The sequence below is a fragment of the Enterococcus wangshanyuanii genome (genome assembly GCF_002197645.1).
In the GTDB taxonomy this organism is placed as follows: Bacteria; Bacillota; Bacilli; order Lactobacillales; family Enterococcaceae; genus Enterococcus_L; species Enterococcus_L wangshanyuanii.
This window is the reverse complement of sequence record NZ_CP021874.1, coordinates 2,559,282-2,580,467: the sequence shown is the minus strand read 5'-3', so window position 1 is coordinate 2,580,467 and position 21,186 is coordinate 2,559,282. Positions and strand designations below refer to the sequence as shown.

General features: G+C 37.9%; 19 protein-coding genes. 3 read left to right on the top strand and 16 right to left on the bottom strand.

The annotated features are described in order from the left end of the window. Positions 1 to 31 precede the first annotated feature (31 nt). The 8 genes from mprF to CC204_RS12660 all read right to left on the bottom strand — a co-directional run bounded on the left by mprF (position 32) and on the right by CC204_RS12660 (position 9,568). Complete coding sequence (mprF, locus tag CC204_RS12695; protein WP_373285340.1) at positions 32 to 2,590, bottom strand: bifunctional lysylphosphatidylglycerol flippase/synthetase MprF; 2,559 nt, start codon at positions 2,588 to 2,590, stop codon at positions 32 to 34. Positions 2,591 to 2,841: 251 nt separating this feature from the next. Next, complete coding sequence (locus CC204_RS12690) at positions 2,842 to 3,498, bottom strand: winged helix-turn-helix domain-containing protein (RefSeq protein ID WP_088270502.1); 657 nt, start codon at positions 3,496 to 3,498, stop codon at positions 2,842 to 2,844. 63 nt (positions 3,499 to 3,561) lie between these two features. Next, on the bottom strand, positions 3,562 to 6,348 hold the full coding sequence (locus CC204_RS12685; RefSeq protein WP_162288352.1) for a leucine-rich repeat protein: 2,787 nt from the start codon (positions 6,346 to 6,348) through the stop codon (positions 3,562 to 3,564). A gap of 26 nt (positions 6,349 to 6,374) precedes the next feature. Continuing rightward, positions 6,375 to 6,578 (bottom strand): hypothetical protein, encoded by a 204-nt coding sequence (locus tag CC204_RS12680; protein ID WP_088270500.1) that lies wholly within the window; start codon positions 6,576 to 6,578, stop codon positions 6,375 to 6,377. A gap of 25 nt (positions 6,579 to 6,603) precedes the next feature. Next, entirely contained in the window at positions 6,604 to 6,912 is a 309-nt protein-coding gene (locus tag CC204_RS12675) for an LPXTG cell wall anchor domain-containing protein (RefSeq protein WP_088270499.1), read from the bottom strand. Further along, positions 6,902 to 7,999, bottom strand: a complete 1,098-nt coding sequence (locus CC204_RS12670; protein ID WP_088270498.1) for a WxLIP family cell surface protein — start codon at positions 7,997 to 7,999, stop codon at positions 6,902 to 6,904. Before CC204_RS12670 ends, CC204_RS12675 begins: the two co-directional genes overlap by 11 nt. A gap of 71 nt (positions 8,000 to 8,070) precedes the next feature. After that, complete coding sequence (locus tag CC204_RS12665; protein WP_087641675.1) at positions 8,071 to 8,739, bottom strand: WxL domain-containing protein; 669 nt, start codon at positions 8,737 to 8,739, stop codon at positions 8,071 to 8,073. Between the two features lie 106 nt (positions 8,740 to 8,845). Next, the gene (locus tag CC204_RS12660; RefSeq protein ID WP_157894283.1) at positions 8,846 to 9,568 is read right to left on the bottom strand and encodes a LytTR family DNA-binding domain-containing protein; all 723 of its coding nucleotides are present in this window, start codon (positions 9,566 to 9,568) and stop codon (positions 8,846 to 8,848) included. Between the two features lie 296 nt (positions 9,569 to 9,864). Between CC204_RS12660 and CC204_RS12655 the strand changes: the two genes are divergently transcribed. After that, positions 9,865 to 10,494 (top strand): helix-turn-helix domain-containing protein, encoded by a 630-nt coding sequence (locus CC204_RS12655; RefSeq protein ID WP_088270496.1) that lies wholly within the window; start codon positions 9,865 to 9,867, stop codon positions 10,492 to 10,494. A 53-nt stretch (positions 10,495 to 10,547) separates the two neighbouring features. Then, positions 10,548 to 12,068: a MucBP domain-containing protein gene (locus CC204_RS12650; RefSeq protein WP_088270495.1), complete on the top strand. Its 1,521-nt coding sequence runs from the start codon at positions 10,548 to 10,550 to the stop codon at positions 12,066 to 12,068. Positions 12,069 to 12,168: 100 nt separating this feature from the next. Here the strand turns inward: CC204_RS12650 and CC204_RS12645 are convergent, their stop codons facing one another. Genes CC204_RS12645 through dhaK form a run of 4 tightly spaced genes read right to left on the bottom strand, consistent with a single transcriptional unit; the run spans position 12,169 to position 15,315 of the window. Beyond that, positions 12,169 to 13,302, bottom strand: a complete 1,134-nt coding sequence (locus CC204_RS12645; protein WP_088270494.1) for a glycerol dehydrogenase — start codon at positions 13,300 to 13,302, stop codon at positions 12,169 to 12,171. Positions 13,303 to 13,326: 24 nt separating this feature from the next. After that, positions 13,327 to 13,695, bottom strand: a complete 369-nt coding sequence (gene dhaM / locus CC204_RS12640) for a dihydroxyacetone kinase phosphoryl donor subunit DhaM (protein ID WP_088270493.1) — start codon at positions 13,693 to 13,695, stop codon at positions 13,327 to 13,329. Continuing rightward, positions 13,688 to 14,275: a dihydroxyacetone kinase subunit DhaL gene (gene dhaL, locus CC204_RS12635; protein WP_088270492.1), complete on the bottom strand. Its 588-nt coding sequence runs from the start codon at positions 14,273 to 14,275 to the stop codon at positions 13,688 to 13,690. The genes dhaM and dhaL overlap by 8 nt, the downstream gene beginning before the upstream one ends. Positions 14,276 to 14,331: 56 nt before the next feature. After that, positions 14,332 to 15,315 (bottom strand): dihydroxyacetone kinase subunit DhaK, encoded by a 984-nt coding sequence (gene dhaK, locus CC204_RS12630; RefSeq protein ID WP_088270491.1) that lies wholly within the window; start codon positions 15,313 to 15,315, stop codon positions 14,332 to 14,334. 210 nt (positions 15,316 to 15,525) lie between these two features. Between dhaK and CC204_RS12625 the strand changes: the two genes are divergently transcribed. After that, on the top strand, positions 15,526 to 16,518 hold the full coding sequence (locus tag CC204_RS12625; protein WP_088270490.1) for a dihydroxyacetone kinase subunit DhaK: 993 nt from the start codon (positions 15,526 to 15,528) through the stop codon (positions 16,516 to 16,518). A 39-nt stretch (positions 16,519 to 16,557) separates the two neighbouring features. On the opposite strand, the gene dhaS is transcribed toward CC204_RS12625, so the two are convergent. From dhaS to CC204_RS12605, 4 genes are all read right to left on the bottom strand, one after another. Next, complete coding sequence (gene dhaS / locus CC204_RS12620) at positions 16,558 to 17,106, bottom strand: dihydroxyacetone kinase transcriptional activator DhaS (RefSeq protein WP_088270489.1); 549 nt, start codon at positions 17,104 to 17,106, stop codon at positions 16,558 to 16,560. Positions 17,107 to 17,212: 106 nt separating this feature from the next. Then, on the bottom strand, positions 17,213 to 17,974 hold the full coding sequence (locus CC204_RS12615; RefSeq protein ID WP_088270488.1) for a hypothetical protein: 762 nt from the start codon (positions 17,972 to 17,974) through the stop codon (positions 17,213 to 17,215). An 11-nt stretch (positions 17,975 to 17,985) separates the two neighbouring features. After that, a complete protein-coding gene (locus CC204_RS12610; protein ID WP_088270487.1) occupies positions 17,986 to 18,852 on the bottom strand; it encodes an ABC transporter ATP-binding protein in 867 nt (288 codons plus the stop codon). A gap of 192 nt (positions 18,853 to 19,044) precedes the next feature. Then, complete coding sequence (locus CC204_RS12605; protein WP_088270486.1) at positions 19,045 to 21,156, bottom strand: coiled-coil domain-containing protein; 2,112 nt, start codon at positions 21,154 to 21,156, stop codon at positions 19,045 to 19,047. Between the last annotated feature and the right edge of the window lie 30 nt (positions 21,157 to 21,186).

Sequence of the window (21,186 nt, the reverse complement as noted above, 5' to 3'; positions counted from 1 at the left end):
TCACCTATAAAAGTCGTCTTCGGCTTTCCTATTACGAAATAATCATTGCTTCTTCGACAAGGGAAACTTTCTCTCCTTTCCCTCGCTCAACCAATAATGCTAACTGGACACATGCAAAGAGCACATTGCTTTGTTTCGAGTACGCATAATATCGTGCTTCCCAATGACTAACGTAAGGTTCTTTTTCAGTTCTTGTATTCTTGAAACCATAGACCTGATCGCCATACTTATAAAAAATATTGACCAAACGCTCTTCTAAAAATGAATATTTCGTTTCTCCCACATTTGAAAGCGGCGCTGTACCTAAATCGATCAGTTGATAACCCTGTTTTCGATATTCTGAAATAAAATGAGTCAGGATAAAATCAGTCAAATGCTCTGGCGCCTCGTTAGAATAACGTAAAAGATCATAAGAAATCTTATGCATCGGCTGAATTGGTTTTGCTGTAATAAAACCAACGACTTCATGATGAGCATTTCTTACGATGCCCACATCACTCAATGACAAATACTCTCGATCAAAGCTGCCTCCGACAAAATTTCGTTCTCCTTGACTGCCTAACCATTCTTCAGAAACGTTGGCCAATGCTTGAAATAGTTCCTCAGATATCGGCTCATGGTACATTGTAAATGTATAACCCAAATTAGATAAATGCTGCAGTTCCATGCTGTTCGTTGCTAAGGACATCGGAGTCAAATCAGAAGAAGACAAATCAACCAGCCCTTCTTCTCCTACTTTCATGAAGTTGAAGCCTAAGTCATGTAGAATCATCGTATATTTCTCACTGGTTCGATAAAAGGCTGCCTGATAACCAAGTAGATCCGCCGCATCCATAAATGCCAGCGTTGCTTGCGCCCACTTTTGCTCATTACCGATTGGATCGCCTAAAATAAAACATTTATTCGCTTTAATCTGATAGGCAAATAATACTTCGTCTTGATTATCTTCCTGATAGTAAAAGTACTCATAATTTTTTAAATAAAGGAGATGACTGCCTTCTGTACCGCCATATTTATGGATCAGTTGAGTCAATCGCTCTTCTTCAAAAGGTTCTCCCAAACGCATAGAAGTGTCCGCTAAATATTGATACAGTGTAATCAAACCAATCATTGAGATCCCTAACCCGATCAGTCCTGAAAACCAAACATCGTCTGATGGAAACAATAAAAACATATGCGGCAAAGGGCCCGTCTTATCCGGATGTGAGCTATAGTATCCGGCCACTGCATAAATAATAAAGAGAAAACTAAACAATACCCCATCTAAAGCTAGTGCACCCCAAGAATAAACAAATTTTTCCCGATAAAATTCTTTTCTTGCCAAAAATACAGCAGACAGAATCACAAGATAAACCAAAATCAACTGCCACGAAGCTGTTCTAGAAATCGTATTGATAATTCCGAAAATCAACAAACCAATCGTCGGCCAGTATGCTTTTTTCACCTTCATAGAAATTCCTCGAGCCAATCCCAGCAATAAAAAGCCAATCAGCATATTAAACGTTTGATCTAAAAAATCAAAAGAAAACGGCAATAAAAACTTAAATAACCGACTGACATTCGACAGATTCGTGATCGTAGATAGTAAAACCATCATGATCCCTGCAAAATAAAGGGCAATCACCAGAATAAAATGCGCCACTTTTTGTGAAAAGACCTGCGGCAGATTATCAAGGAAACGATTGATTTTCACACCTGTTTGATGGACAAATAAAAGAATTCCCGTGATAAATGGCAATACATAATAAAATAAACGATAAAAAATCAGCCACACAACCGCTGTCGATTGACTTACACCAAGTTGAGACAGACCTAAGATCATCAATACATCAAAAGTTCCCATACCACCTGGCACCATCGTCAGCATCCCTATCAATGTCGCAATCACAAACATCGGATACACAGAAACCAATGAAACCTTGACCTGCATCAATGCGCCAACACTCAAAAAGACAAACATCGCACCTAGCCATTGTCCTAATGAAGCACCAAATAAAAGAAAAATACCCTTCGGGAAAAAATCCTTAAACAATGTATATTTTTTTAATTGAGTAAAGAAAAATAATGCTGGTGCAATCAAGCTTCCGGCAAGCAGCCACACCCAATATTCTCGAAACAAGCTATCCGGTCGAATAAAAAAAACATCAATAAATGCAATAAACGATAAAATGGATAAACCAGAAATCATGAACAATGCCACTTTAGAAACCGTAGCAACGACTTTTTTTCGAGAAGCATCCTTGCCGTAAAAATTAGCCCGCAGCGTCGCGCCAACAACCCCGCCGAAACCAGCAAGATTATTGATCGTATTTGTGACCCAAGCAGAAACAAACCATTCCCAGCGATTCATCTTTGGCTTCCCCTGATCTTCAAGCACATTGACAACGACTAGATCATAGAGCAGCATCGGCAATACCCCGATCATCCCTGCTAAGATCATCCCTAACAGACGGAACCGATTTTGCTGTCCCATCGTGTGAAACACATCTTGCCACGTCATTCCTTGTACGATATGTGTCACTTGGTTCGCAACAAAAATCAACACCGAACCAAGAAAAATCAATTTCAATAATAGACTATGCTCTTTCATCCAGTGAAGCAGCTGATTTAATTTGCTTTTCAATGATTCACCGCCTTTCTAACAAATGTCCACCTCTCTATTCAGCTTAACAGCCTAAAGAGATGGGCTAAATACTCATTTTTGAGTTTTCTTTTATATGTTAGCGTAAAACCGCTTATTTTTCCACTATTGCTTAAAATGCAAAAAATATGATAGAAAAAGCAGCCGCACTCCTCCATCATATTTTTATGCTATTCAGTTACTCGTGATCTTCTTAGTTGTTATAGTTTTAGTATATAGCCCTTGGATCTGATCGTTTGGATCATATATTTTTTATTCTCAGGCAACTTGTTTCGGATATGAAAAATGATATTCGCTACCCGATAAATCTTCTTATCCTTCGAGCCATCCCATAAGTAGTGGAATAACTCCTCATAAGTGACTGTATCATTTTTATTTTTATAGAGTATTTCAAACGCACAAAACTCTTTTCTCGTAAATGAGATCTCCTGCTCCTTATCAACAATAATACACTGCTTATTATGATCTAAAACAAGTGAATCCAAAGCATCTTCTGTCAAACTAGCCTGCGAAATGCATCCAGTACACAGATAGTTTTGTATCGTTAATAACAACTCTTTCATTTCTGCTGTTTTAGATATGACCCCGTTAGCGCCTAATTGTAGATAGATCAGTTTCTCATCTGCGGCATAGTCTTTAGCAACCACCCAAATAGGCAGTCGTTGTCCCTTAAGATTAAGTAGATATTCTATCGTTTTAGAAACTTCATTTTCTTTATTTTTATCGATCAATATGATGTCGATTCCCTCTACGTGATCACTGCATTGAACCTTTGTAGCTTCATAGTCATTTTGAATCAACAATGTCCGTAGATCTGTATCATAGCTAGATGTTGAAAGCATGCCAATACGTGTCATTTTTTTCTCCTTTGCAAAAGATGTCCGTCTTCGTCAAAATATCTCTTCACTTGTTCTAAAAATTTATAGCGTATCCTCCAATGTCCAAGTCAATGTCCCATTATAAGCACTTCCATTGATCTTTGTCAGCTCTTGGATCTTTAGTTGAATATCATTGATTTCAAGTGCATAGTAGCCAGAAATACCTCCAGTTTTTGCAGACAATATTCCTGTATCTGTTTCAGCACTAGTAAAGTTAGACGATACGAGTGAGTTTTCCTTTAGTCTATCTGACGGTTCAATGATCGTTGTTTGATTCGGAGGAAGCGAGACATCGTCAGTATGATATTCTTTTAACTTATTGCCTGTAAAAAGATATTCCACATTCTCTATCCTGTCACCTGATTTATTTTCCGTTAAATGCGAAGCCGTTAATTGTACTTTCCAGCCATTTGTCTCTTCAGTCCCTCTCATATCACTTACAACTAAATACGCCGGCAACTCGGTCGTTGTCTGAAATGTCTCCTCTTTTAACTCAGCTAAACGATGCGAACCAAAATCGAAAATATCAGGAACCCACAGCAAACTCAATCCAGCTTTTTCTTCCTTGATTATTTCCACGGTGAATTTATCTGTGTCGTACAAGCTAGCAGAAAGAATCGATCCTTCAAATGATTCACTTTCCATTGCTTGTTCAGCCTTACTATTTTTAAAATGGATTTTGACTGGAAAATTTTTGATATCTTGAGCGTTGATTCCAGTAACGAGAACTGTTCCGCTTGTGCTCAGCTCCACTCGGGCATTTCCAGTAATATCCTGACCGTTCTGCTCGATCCATAAATCCCCCAGCGTCAATTTATCAGAAGGATAAGCGATCGTAAGCTGTGCATCTTCCAAGTTGATCTGCTCTTCACTCGCAGCAATATCCGTCACAAAATCAACTGCTGTATCTCCTTGTTTCGCATAAATATCATGAATATCCAGCATCACTTGATTCACAGGCTTTTCTTCTCCTGTAAATAAAACCATGTTAAAGGCAACAATATCTGTCGTACCTGAAACAGAAGCACTTGAAGGGATCGTCCAATTCAAATCGGCAACACCTTGATAAAAACCTGGCATCAAAATAGTAGATGGTGCCGATGGATCACCGATCGTAATAGAAACCTTTTTCTTCATAAACGTTTCAGGCTGAGAAAAAATATTCCATTGCAACCCCCAACTCGGTGTATAGGTTTTGTGCATTTGATAATACGCAGAATTAGTTGTTGGCTGTTTCAATACAATATATTTGTATAACGTTTTTGTATCTTCACTCGCCATATCCTCATCCCGATAGAATTGATAGTCATACGTTTCACCTACATTCAAAAATCGATCACTATACTTTTCATAATCAGGAAAAGCATACAGCAACATCTCTCTAGGTAAATTATCTCTAACAGCATCTGTATCTGAGCTGTATAAATTACGCAAGGAAGTTAAAATACCTTTAAACGCACTATTGCCAGAAAAACTATCTGTTTCAATCTTTTTTATTACTGGAAGCGCAATACTGGTCAATGCACTTCCAGCACTAGTCCCGGATTTCATTGATAAAATAGAATGACCGATCACTTCCACTTTCTTCACGAGTAAGCGTCCTAAAGAAGAACAATTGTAAAAAGCTTCGTCACCGATCGATTTTGCTTCCGATGCACTTATCTGCATAAGCTTTGTGCAATTATAAAAGGCTCTGGCTGGAATGGCCTTTAATTTAGGTAAAAGAAGAGGATCGCCGCTCGAATTAAGACTAAACCCGTAGGCATTTCCTCCTGTTAAATCTGCGCATTCCTCAAAAGCGCCTTCTCCCATTTCAACTAAATTATCAAGAGCAAGATATTTTAAAACTTTAGCATTTCTAAATGCTTGCTTTCCAATTTTCGTTACCTTTGGAAATGATAGTAGCGTTGTTGAAGTCGTGCCGCTTGCATCCGGACTAGTCAATGTACCTCGTAATAACGATTGACCATGAAAAGCATAATCACCGATTTCCTCGACTTCTGGTGCATAAATGCCAATCAACTTCGCATTGACATTGGCCAATGGCGGTGTGATCTCACCTGCAACAACAGCAAAAGAATCACCGATTCTTTTTATTTTAGGCAATATTAGGTTAGCGATAGGTACACTCGCAGTAAGACTCTTTAAGACACCATCTCCCGCTACCATATCTGGAAAAGTCAGACGAGCCATATTTCTAAAATAAGCTGATTTATTTGCTAGTGTCGTTACGATCGGGCTTCTATCATAAGCAGAAAAATCTGCAACCGCAATATTAGATACTTTGATCGATTGGACTTGTGCCAAATCAAATTGACCACCAGCCTGACGAGTAGCCTCAACCAACGCCGTAAAAGCATCTTCTAAATATGTATTTGCTTGCGCCTTTTTATCCGGATCCTTTAAGTCTAGGTCGATCAAAGTTTTGGCTTTTTCAGGAGCGATCACTTCTGCAGAATAAATTAAACTATTCGTTGTTACAGGAGTCATATTCACACGATACGTCTCCTCATGTACGACAATAGTATAGCTTAGTGTATTAGCCGCGGCAGCTCTGACAGTAGCCTGTTTTGAATCCTCGATATTTGTAGTACTTGTTTGAGTTTGTTGCTCACTCTTAGTCACTGATTCAATAGAGTCACCAAAATGCAGCACGTTTTTGATCGACCCACTCGTCGTTGTTGCTGCTGTAGTCTGTTGATCTTGGCTGCTCGTTGTTTCTTCTTGTCTATCGAAAGTATCAGTTGATACGGCCAAATAACTTTTTTGACTGGAAAATGCCAGCACAACGAATGCCGTTCCTAATAAAACGTATAATCCTCTTTTCATACTCACACCTCCTCTTATCACAATCATTAGCTCATCAATTGACTTCTTATTACAATGAAGGTATACACACCCAAGGCAATCCAGCCGACAGATAGAACCGTTAAAAATAAACTAACCAGAAGTTCTTTGGAGAGCCCTTTTCGTCTGGACGCTATTCTAATAACCAAAATAAGCGAAGCAATAAATAGCAATACGCCAAGTATCACCGGTAAATAAATCCATATATTCAATGTATTTTTCCTCCTACTAAAACTCTCAACTTTTCCGTCTTACCCTTTTGAATAAAAACAATCCTAGAAAAATGAACAGTACACCAAGTAAACGAAAAAGTTGGCCTCTCTTCTCTCCAGTATTAGGAAAATTCTTTTTTTCGCTTCCAGAAACAGTTGCTGGCACTTTACTTTCAGAAGTATCAATAGTAGCCGAACTTTGTTGTGTATCCGTGAATGTGATTCCTACGTCAGTAGGCTCGTTTTGAGAAGCTGCTGAGGCGAAAAGAGGGATTGGTTGAAAAATAATGCTGATAATTCCTACAATCAATAGGTACAAAAGTTTACGTCTCATGCATTTTCCTCTTCTCTCTTTTTCCTTTACGTTTATTTATTTTCTTTTTTTGTTTCTTTTTATTTTGGGTCGAGAAAAACTGTAGCAAAGCAATTGCTATAATAGTTAGGCCAGTTAATAAAGCAAACAAATACTTATACAGTTTAGGTAAAGTCAATTTATACACTGATTTTTTATTCACTTCAGATGCTTGTTTTGGACTGACTGTAAATTCTTCATCCCAATTCCAAGAATCTTGATCATTTTGAGCAGTGATTTTCACTCTATAAGAACCTGCTTCAAGATTTCCTAAGCCTAATTGAATAGGAAAATCAAAAGATGTGTTAGGCGCAATAGACATGTTCTCTAAACTCTTTTCTCCGATCACTGCACTATTGCCTTTTTTATACAGCTTTGCAGACATCTCCAAGTTTTGAATCACATATGGATTAGGATTTTGAAAATTGATTGCTGCTGTTTTATAGCCGTTAATAATTTTTGCTGCTGCCGTTTTATAAACCAAATCACCACCGACATTATATGGCTTTTTATCTTCTGTTAGCAAAATCCCTATAGTATAGCCATAATTTGTCGCAACACCCTTTGCTTTTTTCTCTTCATCTAGGTGTTTCAATACTCTGATTGCACCGAGCTTAACACCAGAGAACGCTTCTGATGAAGAGCTGATTTTAACTTCAACGACTTTCGTTTCATCCTTTTTTAAGGTCAGTGATGGATCAGTGATCGATACCAGTTCAGTCAGCGGTGTTTTTAAACTCTCATCTAGTTGGGCGTTTACCTGGCTATAATCGATATTCCCGTTGATGCTGGTTGAAGCATTCACTATATTAAGATCTAAAGTAAGCTTTTCACCGCTAGTATTTACTATTTTTAGTTGTAGGGTTTGTTTTTCACCAGGAACGACTGCCGGATAAAAAAAGCTTAAGCTTGGATCTACTTGTGTTTCAGGACGAATCGCTTGAACTGAAAAACCTACATTTTTTTCTACAACTGTATCTTTTTCGGCAAAAGTAACAAGCGGAAACCCGCCGCCTAAGATAAAGACTATTGTTCCTATAAAAAGCGTTCTTTTTATTTTTAAATTCATAACACTTACTCCTAAGTAAAAGCTAAGTGAGCTATCAAGACAGCTCACTTAGCTCTAAGATATAATCAAAATTACAGTGTATCTTCTAGCGTCCAAGTGACCGTACCAGTATAATTTCCTTCTTTTGCCTGACTTTGAGGAACTTGTAGCGTAACGTTTCCAAACTCAGCTGCATATTTTCCGTTTTCAACAGCAGAACCAGTTGCTGTCATTACTTCTTGTGCAGCACCACCAGCGGCTAACTGGATGTTTGATGAAACAGTCACATTCGACCATGAACCCGGTGCGTCAACGATTGCGCCAGTTGACTCTGGGACAACCGTATTATCTGTTGGTGTATATTGTTTGACTGCCGTATTTGTGATGTTGATTTGTGCTCCAGCTAACGAATTGGAACCAGATTTCAATTCACTTGAAGCAGCTTTCACAGTCCATTGACCATGAGCATCTGTTCTTTTATCTTCAACAACTGTATATTTTGGTAGTGGATTTTGCATTTCATACGATGTACTTGCAGTCGCATTATCTGCCACATCATGATTACCAAATTCAAACGTTGTTGGAACCCAAATCAAATTCAAGTCGCCCTCTGGATTAGGATTTGGTGTGTGTCCAGAAAATTCGATGTGTGTGTCTGTACTCATTTCACCTTGAGGTGCTGCTAAAGCCTTAGTTCCTCCAACACTAGCTAAAATCACTGTTGATAAAAGTAGCGAAGAATAAATTGCTGTTTTTTTCATGAAAACTCTCTCCCTATTTGTGTTTTTTTTGTAATTTATATTACAATTTAATTATACAAAAGTTATTTCATTATAAAACGCCGTTTCACGCAGTAAAAAAGGCATTTTATGCATTTGCTCGGTACAAATCCTTTAATTCTCTTTTAAGTTTCAACATCACTTTTGTGCTAAAATATATTTTTTGTTGATCTAAAAATTCAATATAATTATCATCTAAATTTACTTTTTTCACTTTATTCAGATTAATAATATATGATTTTAAATCTTTATAAATTTGTTTAGATGATATACTTTCTTTTAACTTCCCCAAAGTGCCTTTCGCTATGTGTTTACCATGTTCTGTGTAAACCATCATATAATTTCGTTCCTCTTTGATCGTCTCTATAAACGTGATCTCATCCCACGGAATAATAATATCTTCCTGTTTATAGCTAATCAGCAAATTGTTACTACTGATGATGCGTTCAACCAGATTCTGCTCTATTTTTTGTAATATCTTTTGAAATTGACGGCCGATATCCTGTGTATTTTCAAAGATGATAAATGATTCCTCACTGTACCCTTCATTCACCATTTTGACTAGGTCAAACCCTTCCTTACATATGTAAATGAATTGGGTGTAACGCTGCATTTTTTTAATTTTACTAGTCAGTTTTTCCCATCCTTTTTCAGTTCTCATCAAAACGATGGTGTTTCCTTGCGCAACAGTCACTCTTTTAAAAAACTTTTCTTCAGAGTCATCAAAATACACCTTGATTTTTAACCGGCCATTATAGTTAGCCAAATGCTTTGTCAATTTTTCCTGAGCAGCTTCATTTTCTTCAAACATATACAAATTACACTTCACCTGCTCTAGCATCTTCTCAACTCACCTCATATTTTTTTATTTATCTCATTTTCTTAGATACAACATGAAAACATGTTTATAGTAAATTCCAAAAAAATAAAAGTAAATATTTTTCAAGAATTTACTATGACAAGTTTCTTTGCACCGCGTTAATATAAGGTTTTTTAGAAAAAATGAATAGTTTAAAATAATAGAAATATTATAACTTCACATTGACAAGTTCATTTCTATTTGATAAATTATTAAAATATTCTAAATAAAAATAAAGGATATTTTTCATGAAATTAGGAAATTATTTGAAAGAAGAACGGAATAAAAAAAATTTGACACAACAGCAAGTTGCTGAAAAGATCCATGTCTCCAGGCAGACGATCTCAAATTGGGAGAATGAACATAGTTATCCTGATTTAGAAAGTCTGGTTTCTTTAAGTGATCTATATGGTGTTTCATTAGATCAATTACTAAAAGGAGACCAACAAATCGTGACCTTTTACAGTGATTTAGCAAAAGTAAGTAGAAAGACGACAATTACTTTTTATTTCTTTTACTTTCTTAATATACTTCTCGCACCAACGACTATTTTTTTTGACTTTTTTTACGATAATACTGGAGTAACACCCTTTTCAGTATTGTTGCATGGGGCCTTAACAATCAACCTCTTTTTTCTAATTATGTTTAAATTTCTACTAACTTCAGATACTTTTTCTAAAAAAAATATTCGTAATAGTTTATCCTCTATAGGAATATTTATTGTTATCCTGATTTTATTTACCTATTTCTCTAATTTAGAAAATAGTATAGATGACTATATTAGCCTCGGCTTTTCTTTGGGTGAATATATGTTTATGTCTGTCAAATCTTTAAGTGTCCTAATGATCTTTCTTTATCCTCGCAGTATCAAAAAATAACACATTCATTTTAAAAGTGTTTGTTATATTATTCTACATAAGGAGTTTATAAAATGGTAAAAAATAAATTAGCTATTCTTTTCTTTACACTAGTATCTGTTTATTTCTTGATCTTAGATGCTAAACCAACTTTCGCTGCCGCAGAGGGAACTCTGAACATTCATGTACAAAGCTCTGATGCTGCTCATCCGATCGAGGGATCTTATTTCACAATCACTGGGATCACTGACCCTTCTTATTTCCAATTAGTGCAAACAGACTCCCAAGGCAGATTGTCGCTTCCACTTCCTGTTGGTGATTACACTATCCGTCAAATTGCAACGACTTCTGCCAGAGAAAATGTAGGCATTTCTTCTATCGGCTACAGTAGAACCATTTTAGCTGGTCAAACGGCTACCGCAGAAGGAAGCGCACTTTATATCGGCGGAGATTATGCTTTTGTTGATAGTCCAGATATTGTCTATTTAAATAAAGGTGATTCTTTTGACCCAAGCATTGCTGCTCAAGGAATCAGAGCCTTCAATCTCAATTTTGGCCCCGTTTTAGGTACAGAAAAAAAGCCAGGTGGAACGTTCTTTGAGTACTACAACAATGTGAATACGGCTGTTCCTGGTGAGTATATTTCTGTTTATCTTGCATTACAAAATTCATTCAGTACAAGAACCACACATGTCTTAAAAGTGATCGTTTTAGATACTCCTGTAGCAGCTGGGGACATTACAGTCCAGTATCTCGATCAAGATGGCGTCGCAATCGCTTCTGAGCAATCCATTAGCGGTAACGTTGGGGACTCCTTTGATGCTTCTACTGAGCAATATCAGTTAGCTATCGATGGATATTCTTTAGATACTTCGAAACTGCCTTTCAATATAACTGGCACTTTCACTGATACTCCTCAAACTGTTTCTTACGTGTATACTAAAAATCCTGTTCCTGCTGGTGATATTACCATTCAATACCTTGATCAAAATGGTATCGACATTTTTCCTGCTCAAACAATCAGCGGCAATATAGGTGAGACTTTTGATGCTTCCACAGATCAGTACCAGTTGGCTATCGACGGATATTCTTTAGATACTTCGAAACTGCCTTTCAATATAACTGGCACTTTCACTGATACTCCTCAAACTGTCTCTTACGTGTATACTAAAAATCCTGTTCCTGCTGGTGATATTACCATTCAATACCTTGATCAAAATGGAAAACAGATTCACCCATCTCAAATTATCAGCGGAATGATTGGAGATACTTTAAATACACTGGAAGATGCCTACCAATTAACAATCGAAGGCTATTCCTTAGATCTTTCTCAACGACCTAAAAGCATTACTTTCAATGAATATTCTCAAACGATTACTTATGTTTATACAAAAAACAAGACACCACTGCTAACTGAGACTAAAACAAATTCAAATACAGCTCTTGGTCACACGACAGTACCTAAAAAATCATCAAAAGTATTGTTACCTGAGACTGGTGAGTACGAATCCTTTATGGGGAAAATCATTGGAATGCTCTTTCTTTTATGTGTTGGTTTATTCACACTAATCAGATCAAAGAGAACTTCAAACTAAACATAAAAAAGCTCTATACTGGTCCAGTGATAAACTGGACCAGTATAGAGCTTTTAGCTATCTATTGATCAACTTCATAAAATCAACACTGTTTAATTTCCTAGATACCCTTTTTCTTATAAGAACTACCGATCTTATCGGCTACAATGATCGCTGCCTTTACTTGTTCCACAGTAATTGGAAATGGCATTGAATGGATTGATTCTTCCGGAATGCATGATTTTTCTGCCACTTCTGTCAGTTCTGCATCTGTAATTTCTTTGACACCTAAATCTGCTAAACAGACTGGCAAGCCAATCGACAAAGCAAAATCCAGTACTTCATATAGCTCTGCTTTTGGGGCATTTTCCAACACTAGCTGACAAATCGTACTAAATGCAACTTTTTCTCCATGCGTTGCCCCGTGAGCATCATGCAAAATCGTCAAACCATCATGGATCGCATGAATCGCTGCCAACCCGGCACTTTCAAAACCTAAACCTGAAAGTAAGATATTCGCTTCAATAATATTTTCCAATGCTGGGGTCACGACATTATTGTCTGACGCCTCTTTAGCTTTCACCCCATCTTCTAAAATCGTTTCATAGCATAATTTTGCTAAAGCCAACGCAGTATTTGTTCCTTTAGCAGGTGGACAAACCCCTTCACGAGCGCCGCACGGCAAGCCGGCATTGACATTAGAATAAGAGTTATGCGTTGCTCTCGCTTCAAAATAGGTAGATAACGCATCACCCATTCCGGAAACCAAGAACCGCGTTGGTGCATTCGCGATAACGACTGTATCGATCAAGACCACACTTGGACTTTGAACAAAATAAGCGTAATCATCAAATTGTCCGTCTTCTGTATAAAGAACAGCAGAGTGACTTGTTGGTGCATCTGTTGCAACGATTGTCGGAACAATGATCAAATTGTGCCCTTCAGCCACACATTTCGCTGTATCGATTGCTTTACCACCGCCTAAACCGATGACACAGTCACATTCATTTTCAGCTGCTACTTTTTGTAAACGAGCAACCTCTATTCGTGAAGCTTCTCCATGGAAATTACTTTCTATAAAGGAAACATCAAAGGTTTCTGTTGTTTTATCCAGCTTGTCTTTGACCCGTTTCACATCTTCTGGATGAGCGATCAATAGCGCTTTTTTACCAAACGTTGTAACAAAGTACCCTAAATTCAACAACTCATCTTCACCTTGAACATACTTCGTGGGACTAATAAATGCTTTTCTCATGATTCTAAAACTCCTATCCTCAACTTATTTTATTTTTAAAGGGGCTAACTGCTCCTTAATAGCCTCTAATGGTGTATCCACCTGTAATAAGGCGGCGGCCGTATACGCGCTTTCTACTAAAGCTGTATCAAACAGCAGGACTTCTTTCTCCGTCATATCAATAGCCATTTCTAAATTCATTTTGGCACTGCCCAAATCGTAAAAAGCTAAAAGCTGCTGAGCTGGATTTTCTTCAAACGCCGCCATGATCCTTTCAAAGGATGTCCCGACTTCTCCCTGATCTAAACCAGCTGCAATTGTGATTGGAACATCTTTAGCGACTTCTTTGATCAAACGATCCACACCTTCACCGATTTCCTTTACATGTGAAACGATCACGATTCCACTAGCCATTAAAAACACCTGCTTCCATTAATGATTCAAAGAAATAAAGACTCGACATCGCCCCTGGATCAATATGACCGACCGAGCGTTCTCCTACATAAGAAGCGCGCCCCTTTGTTGCTACGATATCTTTTGTTTTATCTACGGCTGACTGCAAATCTTCCAGCGTTACATTGCCTGATCGTACAGCTTCGATCGCAGGCGCCCATAAATCAAGCATTGTTTTTTCACCCGGCTGACTATTGCCGCGTTTTTCGATTCCTGCTAAGCCAGCTTCTAAAACAGGTAGTGCTTCAGAAGTTGCTGCAGAAGCTTTTGCCATTTCCATCATAGCTGTTCCATAAAGCGGACCAGATGCTCCGCCAACTTTACTGATCAATGCCATCGCAGTCAATTTGAAGACATCTTGTACGGTTTCAGGAGACTTGGTCTGCAAGCTTTCACTCACTGCATCCATCCCCCGCGACATATTATTCCCGTGATCACCATCACCGATCGGCGTATCAAGCTCACTTAAATAGTCTTTATTTTTATCGATTTTTTCTTTGAATAGTTGCAATGATTTCTTTAAATTATCTACCGTAAACATTTAAATTCCTCCATTTTCCAAAGTATACTTATCAACGTTAAATCTTAAGTTTGCTTTTACCAAGCGACCGTATCGACTTCTTCATTCAAAGCTTTGACCCACTCATCTTCGACTTTCAACAACGTGACAGACAGCCCAGCCATTTCTAAAGAAGTCATGTAGTTTCCAACTTTTGAGAAGACAACTTCCACGCCATCTGCCTCTAACAAATTCATTGCATCCTCATAAAAAATATATTGCTCCATCAAAGGCGTACTACCTAAACCATTGACTAAAATCGCAAAACGGTCGCCCGCTTTCCAGCCAAAAACTGCTTTCAGTTTAGAAATCAATTCTTGGGCCATTTCTTTCGATGGCTTGATTTTTTCACGTTTATACCCCGGCTCACCATGGATACCTACACCAAATTCGATCTCATCATCGGCTAAAACAAATCCTGGTTTTCCTACTTCTGGTACAGTAGCACCTGTTAATGCCACACCGATCGTTTTTAAACTTTCGACAACTTTTTCACCAAGTGTCACTAATTCTTCTACAGAAGCGCCGTTACGGGCTGCCGCACCCAATATTTTATGCACCAAAATCGTTCCGGCTACCCCGCGTTTTCCTTGTGTATACGTACTATCTTCTACTGCAATATCATCATCTACAACGACTGTACCGACCTTGATCCCTTCCATTTCTGCCAGGTCTTTTGCCATATCGAAATTCATGATGTCGCCAGAATAATTTTTTACGACCATCACCACACCTTGCCCCTGATCGATTGCCTTGATTCCTTCAAAAATTTGATCCGGTGTTGGTGAAGTAAATACTTGTCCGCAGACTGCTGCCTGCAACATTCCAGAGCCAACAAATCCAGCATGTGCTGGTTCGTGGCCGCTACCGCCGCCGCTGATCAATACGACTTGTTTTTGAATTCCTTTTTGCTTCAAAACAAATGTTTCAGGTACTTGCTGGATTTTTTCTTGATGCGCACGCACAAAGCCCTGCACCATCTCCGGAACGACATTTTGTGCTTGATTGATGATTTTCTTCATAATTTGTTCCTCCTATTTTGTTGATTTAACTGAACTAGTAACTGACATCCGCTCTTTGTATACGTTTACAATACTCGCATATCAAAAAACTTGCAACGGACAATACACAAAATGTGTCCGCTTTCATTTTGTTCTTTATTAATTTGATAGTTTTCAACACAGACTCAGCGTATAATAGAAATAGAATCTACTAAAAAGGAGCGACTGCTCATGAAACAACTGATCAATACTGGCGGGCAAATACGACAGCAATTACTCGCAGGACTAACATATACATATAACGACACACTAAATTGGCAACCTGAAACTGGGATCGTCACCAAGAAACTCATCAATGAACAAAAGGTTGTATTGATCAGCGGCGGTGGCTGCGGGCATGAGCCTGCTCATGTCGGCTATATCGGTGAGAACATGCTGGATTGTGCCGTTATGGGACCGATTTTTGAGCCGCCAAGCAGTTCAGAAATTCTCCAAGCAATTGAACAAACTTATAACGGATATGGAACTTTGTTGATCATCAAGAATTTTGAAAAAGATGTAAAATGCTTCCTTGAAGCGGAACGGCTGGCAAAAGAAAAAGGATTGCACATTTCTCATGTCATTGTAGATGACGATTGTTCCATCGAAAGCGGTACGTTTGAAAAAAGACGACGGGGGGTTGCTGGAACTGTTTTTGTTCATAAAATCCTTGGCGCAGCTGCGGCAGAAGGAAAAACACTCGATGAGCTTCGGTTGCTGGGGGAAACAGTCATTCCTTTGATCAAAACACTTGGTGTGGCTTTCTCACCTGCTTCGCCGATCGGACTCATCCCGCAGCAATACGAGTTGGCTGAAGACGAAATGTACTTCGGTATCGGCATCCACGGAGAACCTGGGTATCGTATTGAAAAAATGCAGTCTTCTGAACGGATAGCCATAGAGCTAGTCAACAAATTGAAGCAGCAATATGCAAAAGATGAATTAAAACAGGCTGCGGTTTTAGTCAATGGGTTAGGCGGAACACCCTCACTTGAACTTGCTGTTTTTATGAACGATGTCCAGCAGTTACTAGATATTGAGGATATCACCGTAGCCTATAAAAAAATGGGCAACTTTCTAACAGCCTATAACACGCACGGTCTTTCGCTTACACTGCTGAATATGAAAGATCAACGATGGCTAAACTATTTGAAAACTCCGACTGATGCCTTTGGCTGGAACTAAAAATAAGCAACGATCTGGCAATCACATCCAAATCGTTGCTTATTTTTTTTCATCAAAGCTCATCAAAAATGCTAGTCTCATTTGCTTCGCAAACTGCTCTGAACTGACCGAACAGCCTTCGATGATCCATTTTGTCGTCATCGAAACAAAAGCGGTCGCATAAAAATCTTCCAAAAACAGCAAATCACAGGAATCTATTGTTTTTTCGGACCTGGATTTGACAACAAGAACCTGCTTGATCAGCGATTTCAAATGCTGCGTATAGTATTCCTGAAACGAATTTTGTCCATCAAACTGCAAAATTTTTCGGTAAAACAGCTGGTTTTCCTCAAAATAGACAAATAAATTCTCCACGATCGTCTGCCAATCTTCATAAGCCAAATTATCTTCGATTTTTTCAATTGCTTCTTGTTGAAAAATCCAGTCTGCCAGTTCATATTTATCTTGAAAATGATCATAAAATGTTTGCCGTCTCATCTTGCTTTCCTGCATGATTTTCGCAATCGTGACTTTCTCAAAGCCGATTTCTCCGACCAGCTTTTTAAAGACCTTAGCAATTTTCTTCTTTGTAATCAATGATCCTGTCATCTATCTGCACCTTTTATCACTTTAGTGTTTTCATTGTACCAGTAATTTGCGATTTATAACATCTATGTACTAAAAAAGCTGAGGATCACTCCCCAGCTCAAGGTTCTTATAAATTTTGTTTTTCCAATGTTCTTAAAGAAATATAGCCAAAAACAATGATCGAAATGACCATTAAGAGTAATTGAAGGATATAGCTTCCAGTCGCACTGAAATTAAAAGCAAAACCAATTGAGCTTAATAGCCCTGTCACAAATGTATTCAGGATATTGAAGCCAATAAATAATAGAAACGATAGGTTCTTCCCTTTCATGATGATACAAGCAGTCGCAATAATCATCAACATATTTAAATAGCTGATCAAACCTGAAAAAATTACTTTGCCTAAGTTTAGATCGGTATAATAAAACATTGAATTTATGCCTTCAACAAAGCTGTTCCAACCATCCAGCTGAACGATTTTTATTAAAAATAAAATCAGCGGAATCAATGCGATCAACAACATCAACGCGATCGTACAAATAAAAATCGCACCTATTTTAGCAAAAAATAATTTCCTTCTATTCACCCCAGAAGCAACCATCATGGCCATGACGTTATTTTTATAATCCATTGAAATCATATGGAATGGATAAACATAAGCAAAAATAATGTTCCCCACAATAACGATAAAGCCGACAAAACCCATTGTCGCTAGCAAAGTTGCAGCAGCTCCGGATTCATAATAATAATCTGTAAAAATTGATGTAGCACTTAATGCAAACAGGGTCAAAATAATATTCAGTACACCAATCACTCCTGCAGTGATTAAAAAGCTTTTATCTCGTAAAAATTTAAATAACTCCATTTTAAAAATTAGTTTTCCAGTCATGTTCGCCCCTCCTAATTCAATTTCTCATCTAAAATTTTCACTTTAGATAACTCAGAAATTTCAATTGATTCTTCCGCTAAACGCTGTTTGATCTCGCTCCAACGCTCATCAGAAATATCCAGTTTCACGCCGCCTTCTTCATCCACTTGATGATAATAATTCGCTTCATCCAATAACTCTTTCAAGCGATCATTATTCGTCGTATCGACACGGCGGATTTGTTTTTCTTTTTCAGCATTGATATCGATCGTTTCAGCAATACGCCCACGGTCGATCACATAAACGATATCACACAATGCTTCCAGGTCATTCTGAACGTGACTGGAAATAACTAGGGTCAAACCTTGCTCTGTCAGCTGTTTCAAATATTTTTTAAACCATTTCACTGTATCGATGTCTAAACCACGGAAAGGCTCATCTAAAATCAAGACCTCCGGCGTATGCATCAATGCAATCAATAAAATCAGTTTTTTCTGCATGCCATACGAATAACTTTTTACCTTTTGATCTAATACAGCAAATAAATCCAGCTCTCTCGCTAAATCCTTCGCTTTTTCTTGATCAAAACTTCCGCGCAAGCCTGAAAAATACTCAATATTGAACCAGCCTGTGCGATTTGTATAAACAGACATTCCATCTAAAACGATCCCAACATTCAATAATACCTCATTATGCTGCTTAACAGACGTTTCATCGATCAAAATATCGCCCTGATAATTTGAAATGATATTTGTCATACATTTGAATAATGTAGTTTTACCAGCACCATTATGACCAACTAATCCATAAGAAGTCCCCTTTTCAAAGTCCAATGAAGGGATATTCAACACTTCTACACGACCATAGCGCATAACTAGATCTCTTACTTTAATTTCCATAATATACTCCTTTTATTTTTTGTCTTCTCTTTTTTCAATTCCAATACCATAAATGATAGGAAAAAGATGAACAATACTAGTTTATCACGTTTCATATTCTAGATGGAGATTATTTCCACACAACTACTCGAAACCAAGACAAAAAGAACCAAAATCAACATGATACATCAATATTGGTTCAAATTTTTTATTTTACATACTATCTTGTCTTGCGATGTAGGTTTCTAAATACTCATTTAAAAGCTTGTAGCCTTCCATTTTTTGTTCAACTTCTTTTGGACAATAGATCCATTTGCCCATGACTTTCCGTTTTCTAGATAGAACTTCGATCTCTTCTAAAAAATCAGCGAGGTCATCGACCAGTTGTTGGCAACTTAATTCATTGCCGAGTAAAATATCCTTCTTCTCTTTCTCATATACTGTTCCCCATAAGTAAGGAAGCACTTCGATTTGACGAATATTTGCGTAAAAATCATCCTTTGACATCATCCCTTTGTGTCCTACACTCCGGCCTTTTTGAAAGTAGGTATGAATATCCCATTCTAGCTTTTTCAAACGACGTAGAGAAGGTCCTTGTTGATCCTGATAGTTCTCTTTATTTTGCTCGTAGCCGTCTGTTGCTGCCCATGATCTGCTAGATTCAGAAATAGGATGCTTCTCAGACACACGATCCAGCATTTCCTCGATTGCCAGTGTGACTGTTGGACGTTCTTCGATCATATCAGTTGTCGGCCTTGGTCTACTTGCTTGTAAGAAAGACTCTTTTGTTGGAAAGCCTCTATTAGCAGTTGAATTATTTGACGTTTTCGGTGGAGCTGGTGGGCCAACGAACGTATTATTGGTGCTTGTGTCGATTGCCTTTGACGGTACTTCTACTTTTACTGGCGCCTTTTCAATCATAGGTGGAGCTTGGCGGATCTTTTGCTCTAATTCTGCGATTTTCTGATGCGCCTTGATCAATTGAACATCCACTTTTCCAACTGTTTGAGTCAATCGTTTGATTTCAGTTGCATTTGATTTTAGTTGTTCCTGATCCTTTTGATGCTGTTCTGTCATTTTTTTAGCATATTCACTTTTTGTCAGTTTGGCACGAGGTGCTTTTCTTTTCTCTTTACTCACATTGACTAACTCAGATTCGACCTCTTGAAGTTTTGCCGTTAGCTTCTCGATCACTTGATTCAATTTGATTGTTTCAGAGGCCGTTTCTTGTATCTGTCCATGATCTTTTTCTATCCTCGCCAAGGCTTCAGAATCCGGCTTAGCACTCAAGACATTTGACTCCATCGTACTTAATTTATCATCTATTTGTTGGAGCTGACGAGCAATAGCTGTCACTTCGTTGCTAGTTGATGCGACTTTTTCTGCCAGTTGATTTCGTTCATGATCCACCTTTTTTGCTGTAGAAAAACTTAATTTTGGTTGTTTTTTTTGTTTTTCCAATGACTGATCGATTTTCGTGACTTTTTTATCGGAGTCATTCAGCCGTTGTCCTAATAAATCAATTCGTTTAAGGGCTTCCTCTAAACGTTCTTCGACCGTTGGACCAGACTCACCTTCTGACGAGCCCAACATGATTTTAAATTTTGGAGGTGTTTTAGGTTTAGGTAAATTCTCTAGCTTTTGATTGACCTCCGTTTTAAATAGTGAAAATTCATCGGCTAATTTAGTCAATACCTGATCCAAGCTTTTTAATTGCTGCGCATTGATTGCTTCATGTGCTTCTTTGGCAGCTACTTCACTTTGAATAACCTTAACTACTGGAGGTGTTTTTTTATTTTTGACTTCCTGAACTTCTTTGTACATATCATTTAGATTCTCGCTAAACTGGTTCATCATCTCTGTTAAAAGCAATACTTCACTATTGGTTTCCTGCAGCCCTTTGACCATTTCTAACGGTACCGCTTCAGAAAATGCAGTCGTATGTTCTAAGCTTAGTTCAGGTACCTCTAAGTTGCTGATCCATGTTCGCAGATCGCTTATCTGTAATTTACTCAGTGGATGTGCTAAAGCTAAAAACAGAGTAATATATACAGCTTTTTGCGTTACTCGAACATATAGATTTTTCACTACACTATCTTCAAATTCATGATTGAATTGTTCCGGTAGATCGGCTAATAGCTCTTCAAATTGCTCTGGCTGATCATAGTCTTCTGATAATTCAAATTTTCTTAACAAATAGACTGAATACTGGCTTAAAACCTCATCTGAATAAAGCTCTTCCCCAAGTCTGCTTGCTTCTATTTCTTTTCGGAAAAAAACCTTTTTGTTTCCCGTTGTATTTTTTGTAAGACTTCCTTTTTCCATATGTACTAACGGCTCCTTTTTTTAACTATT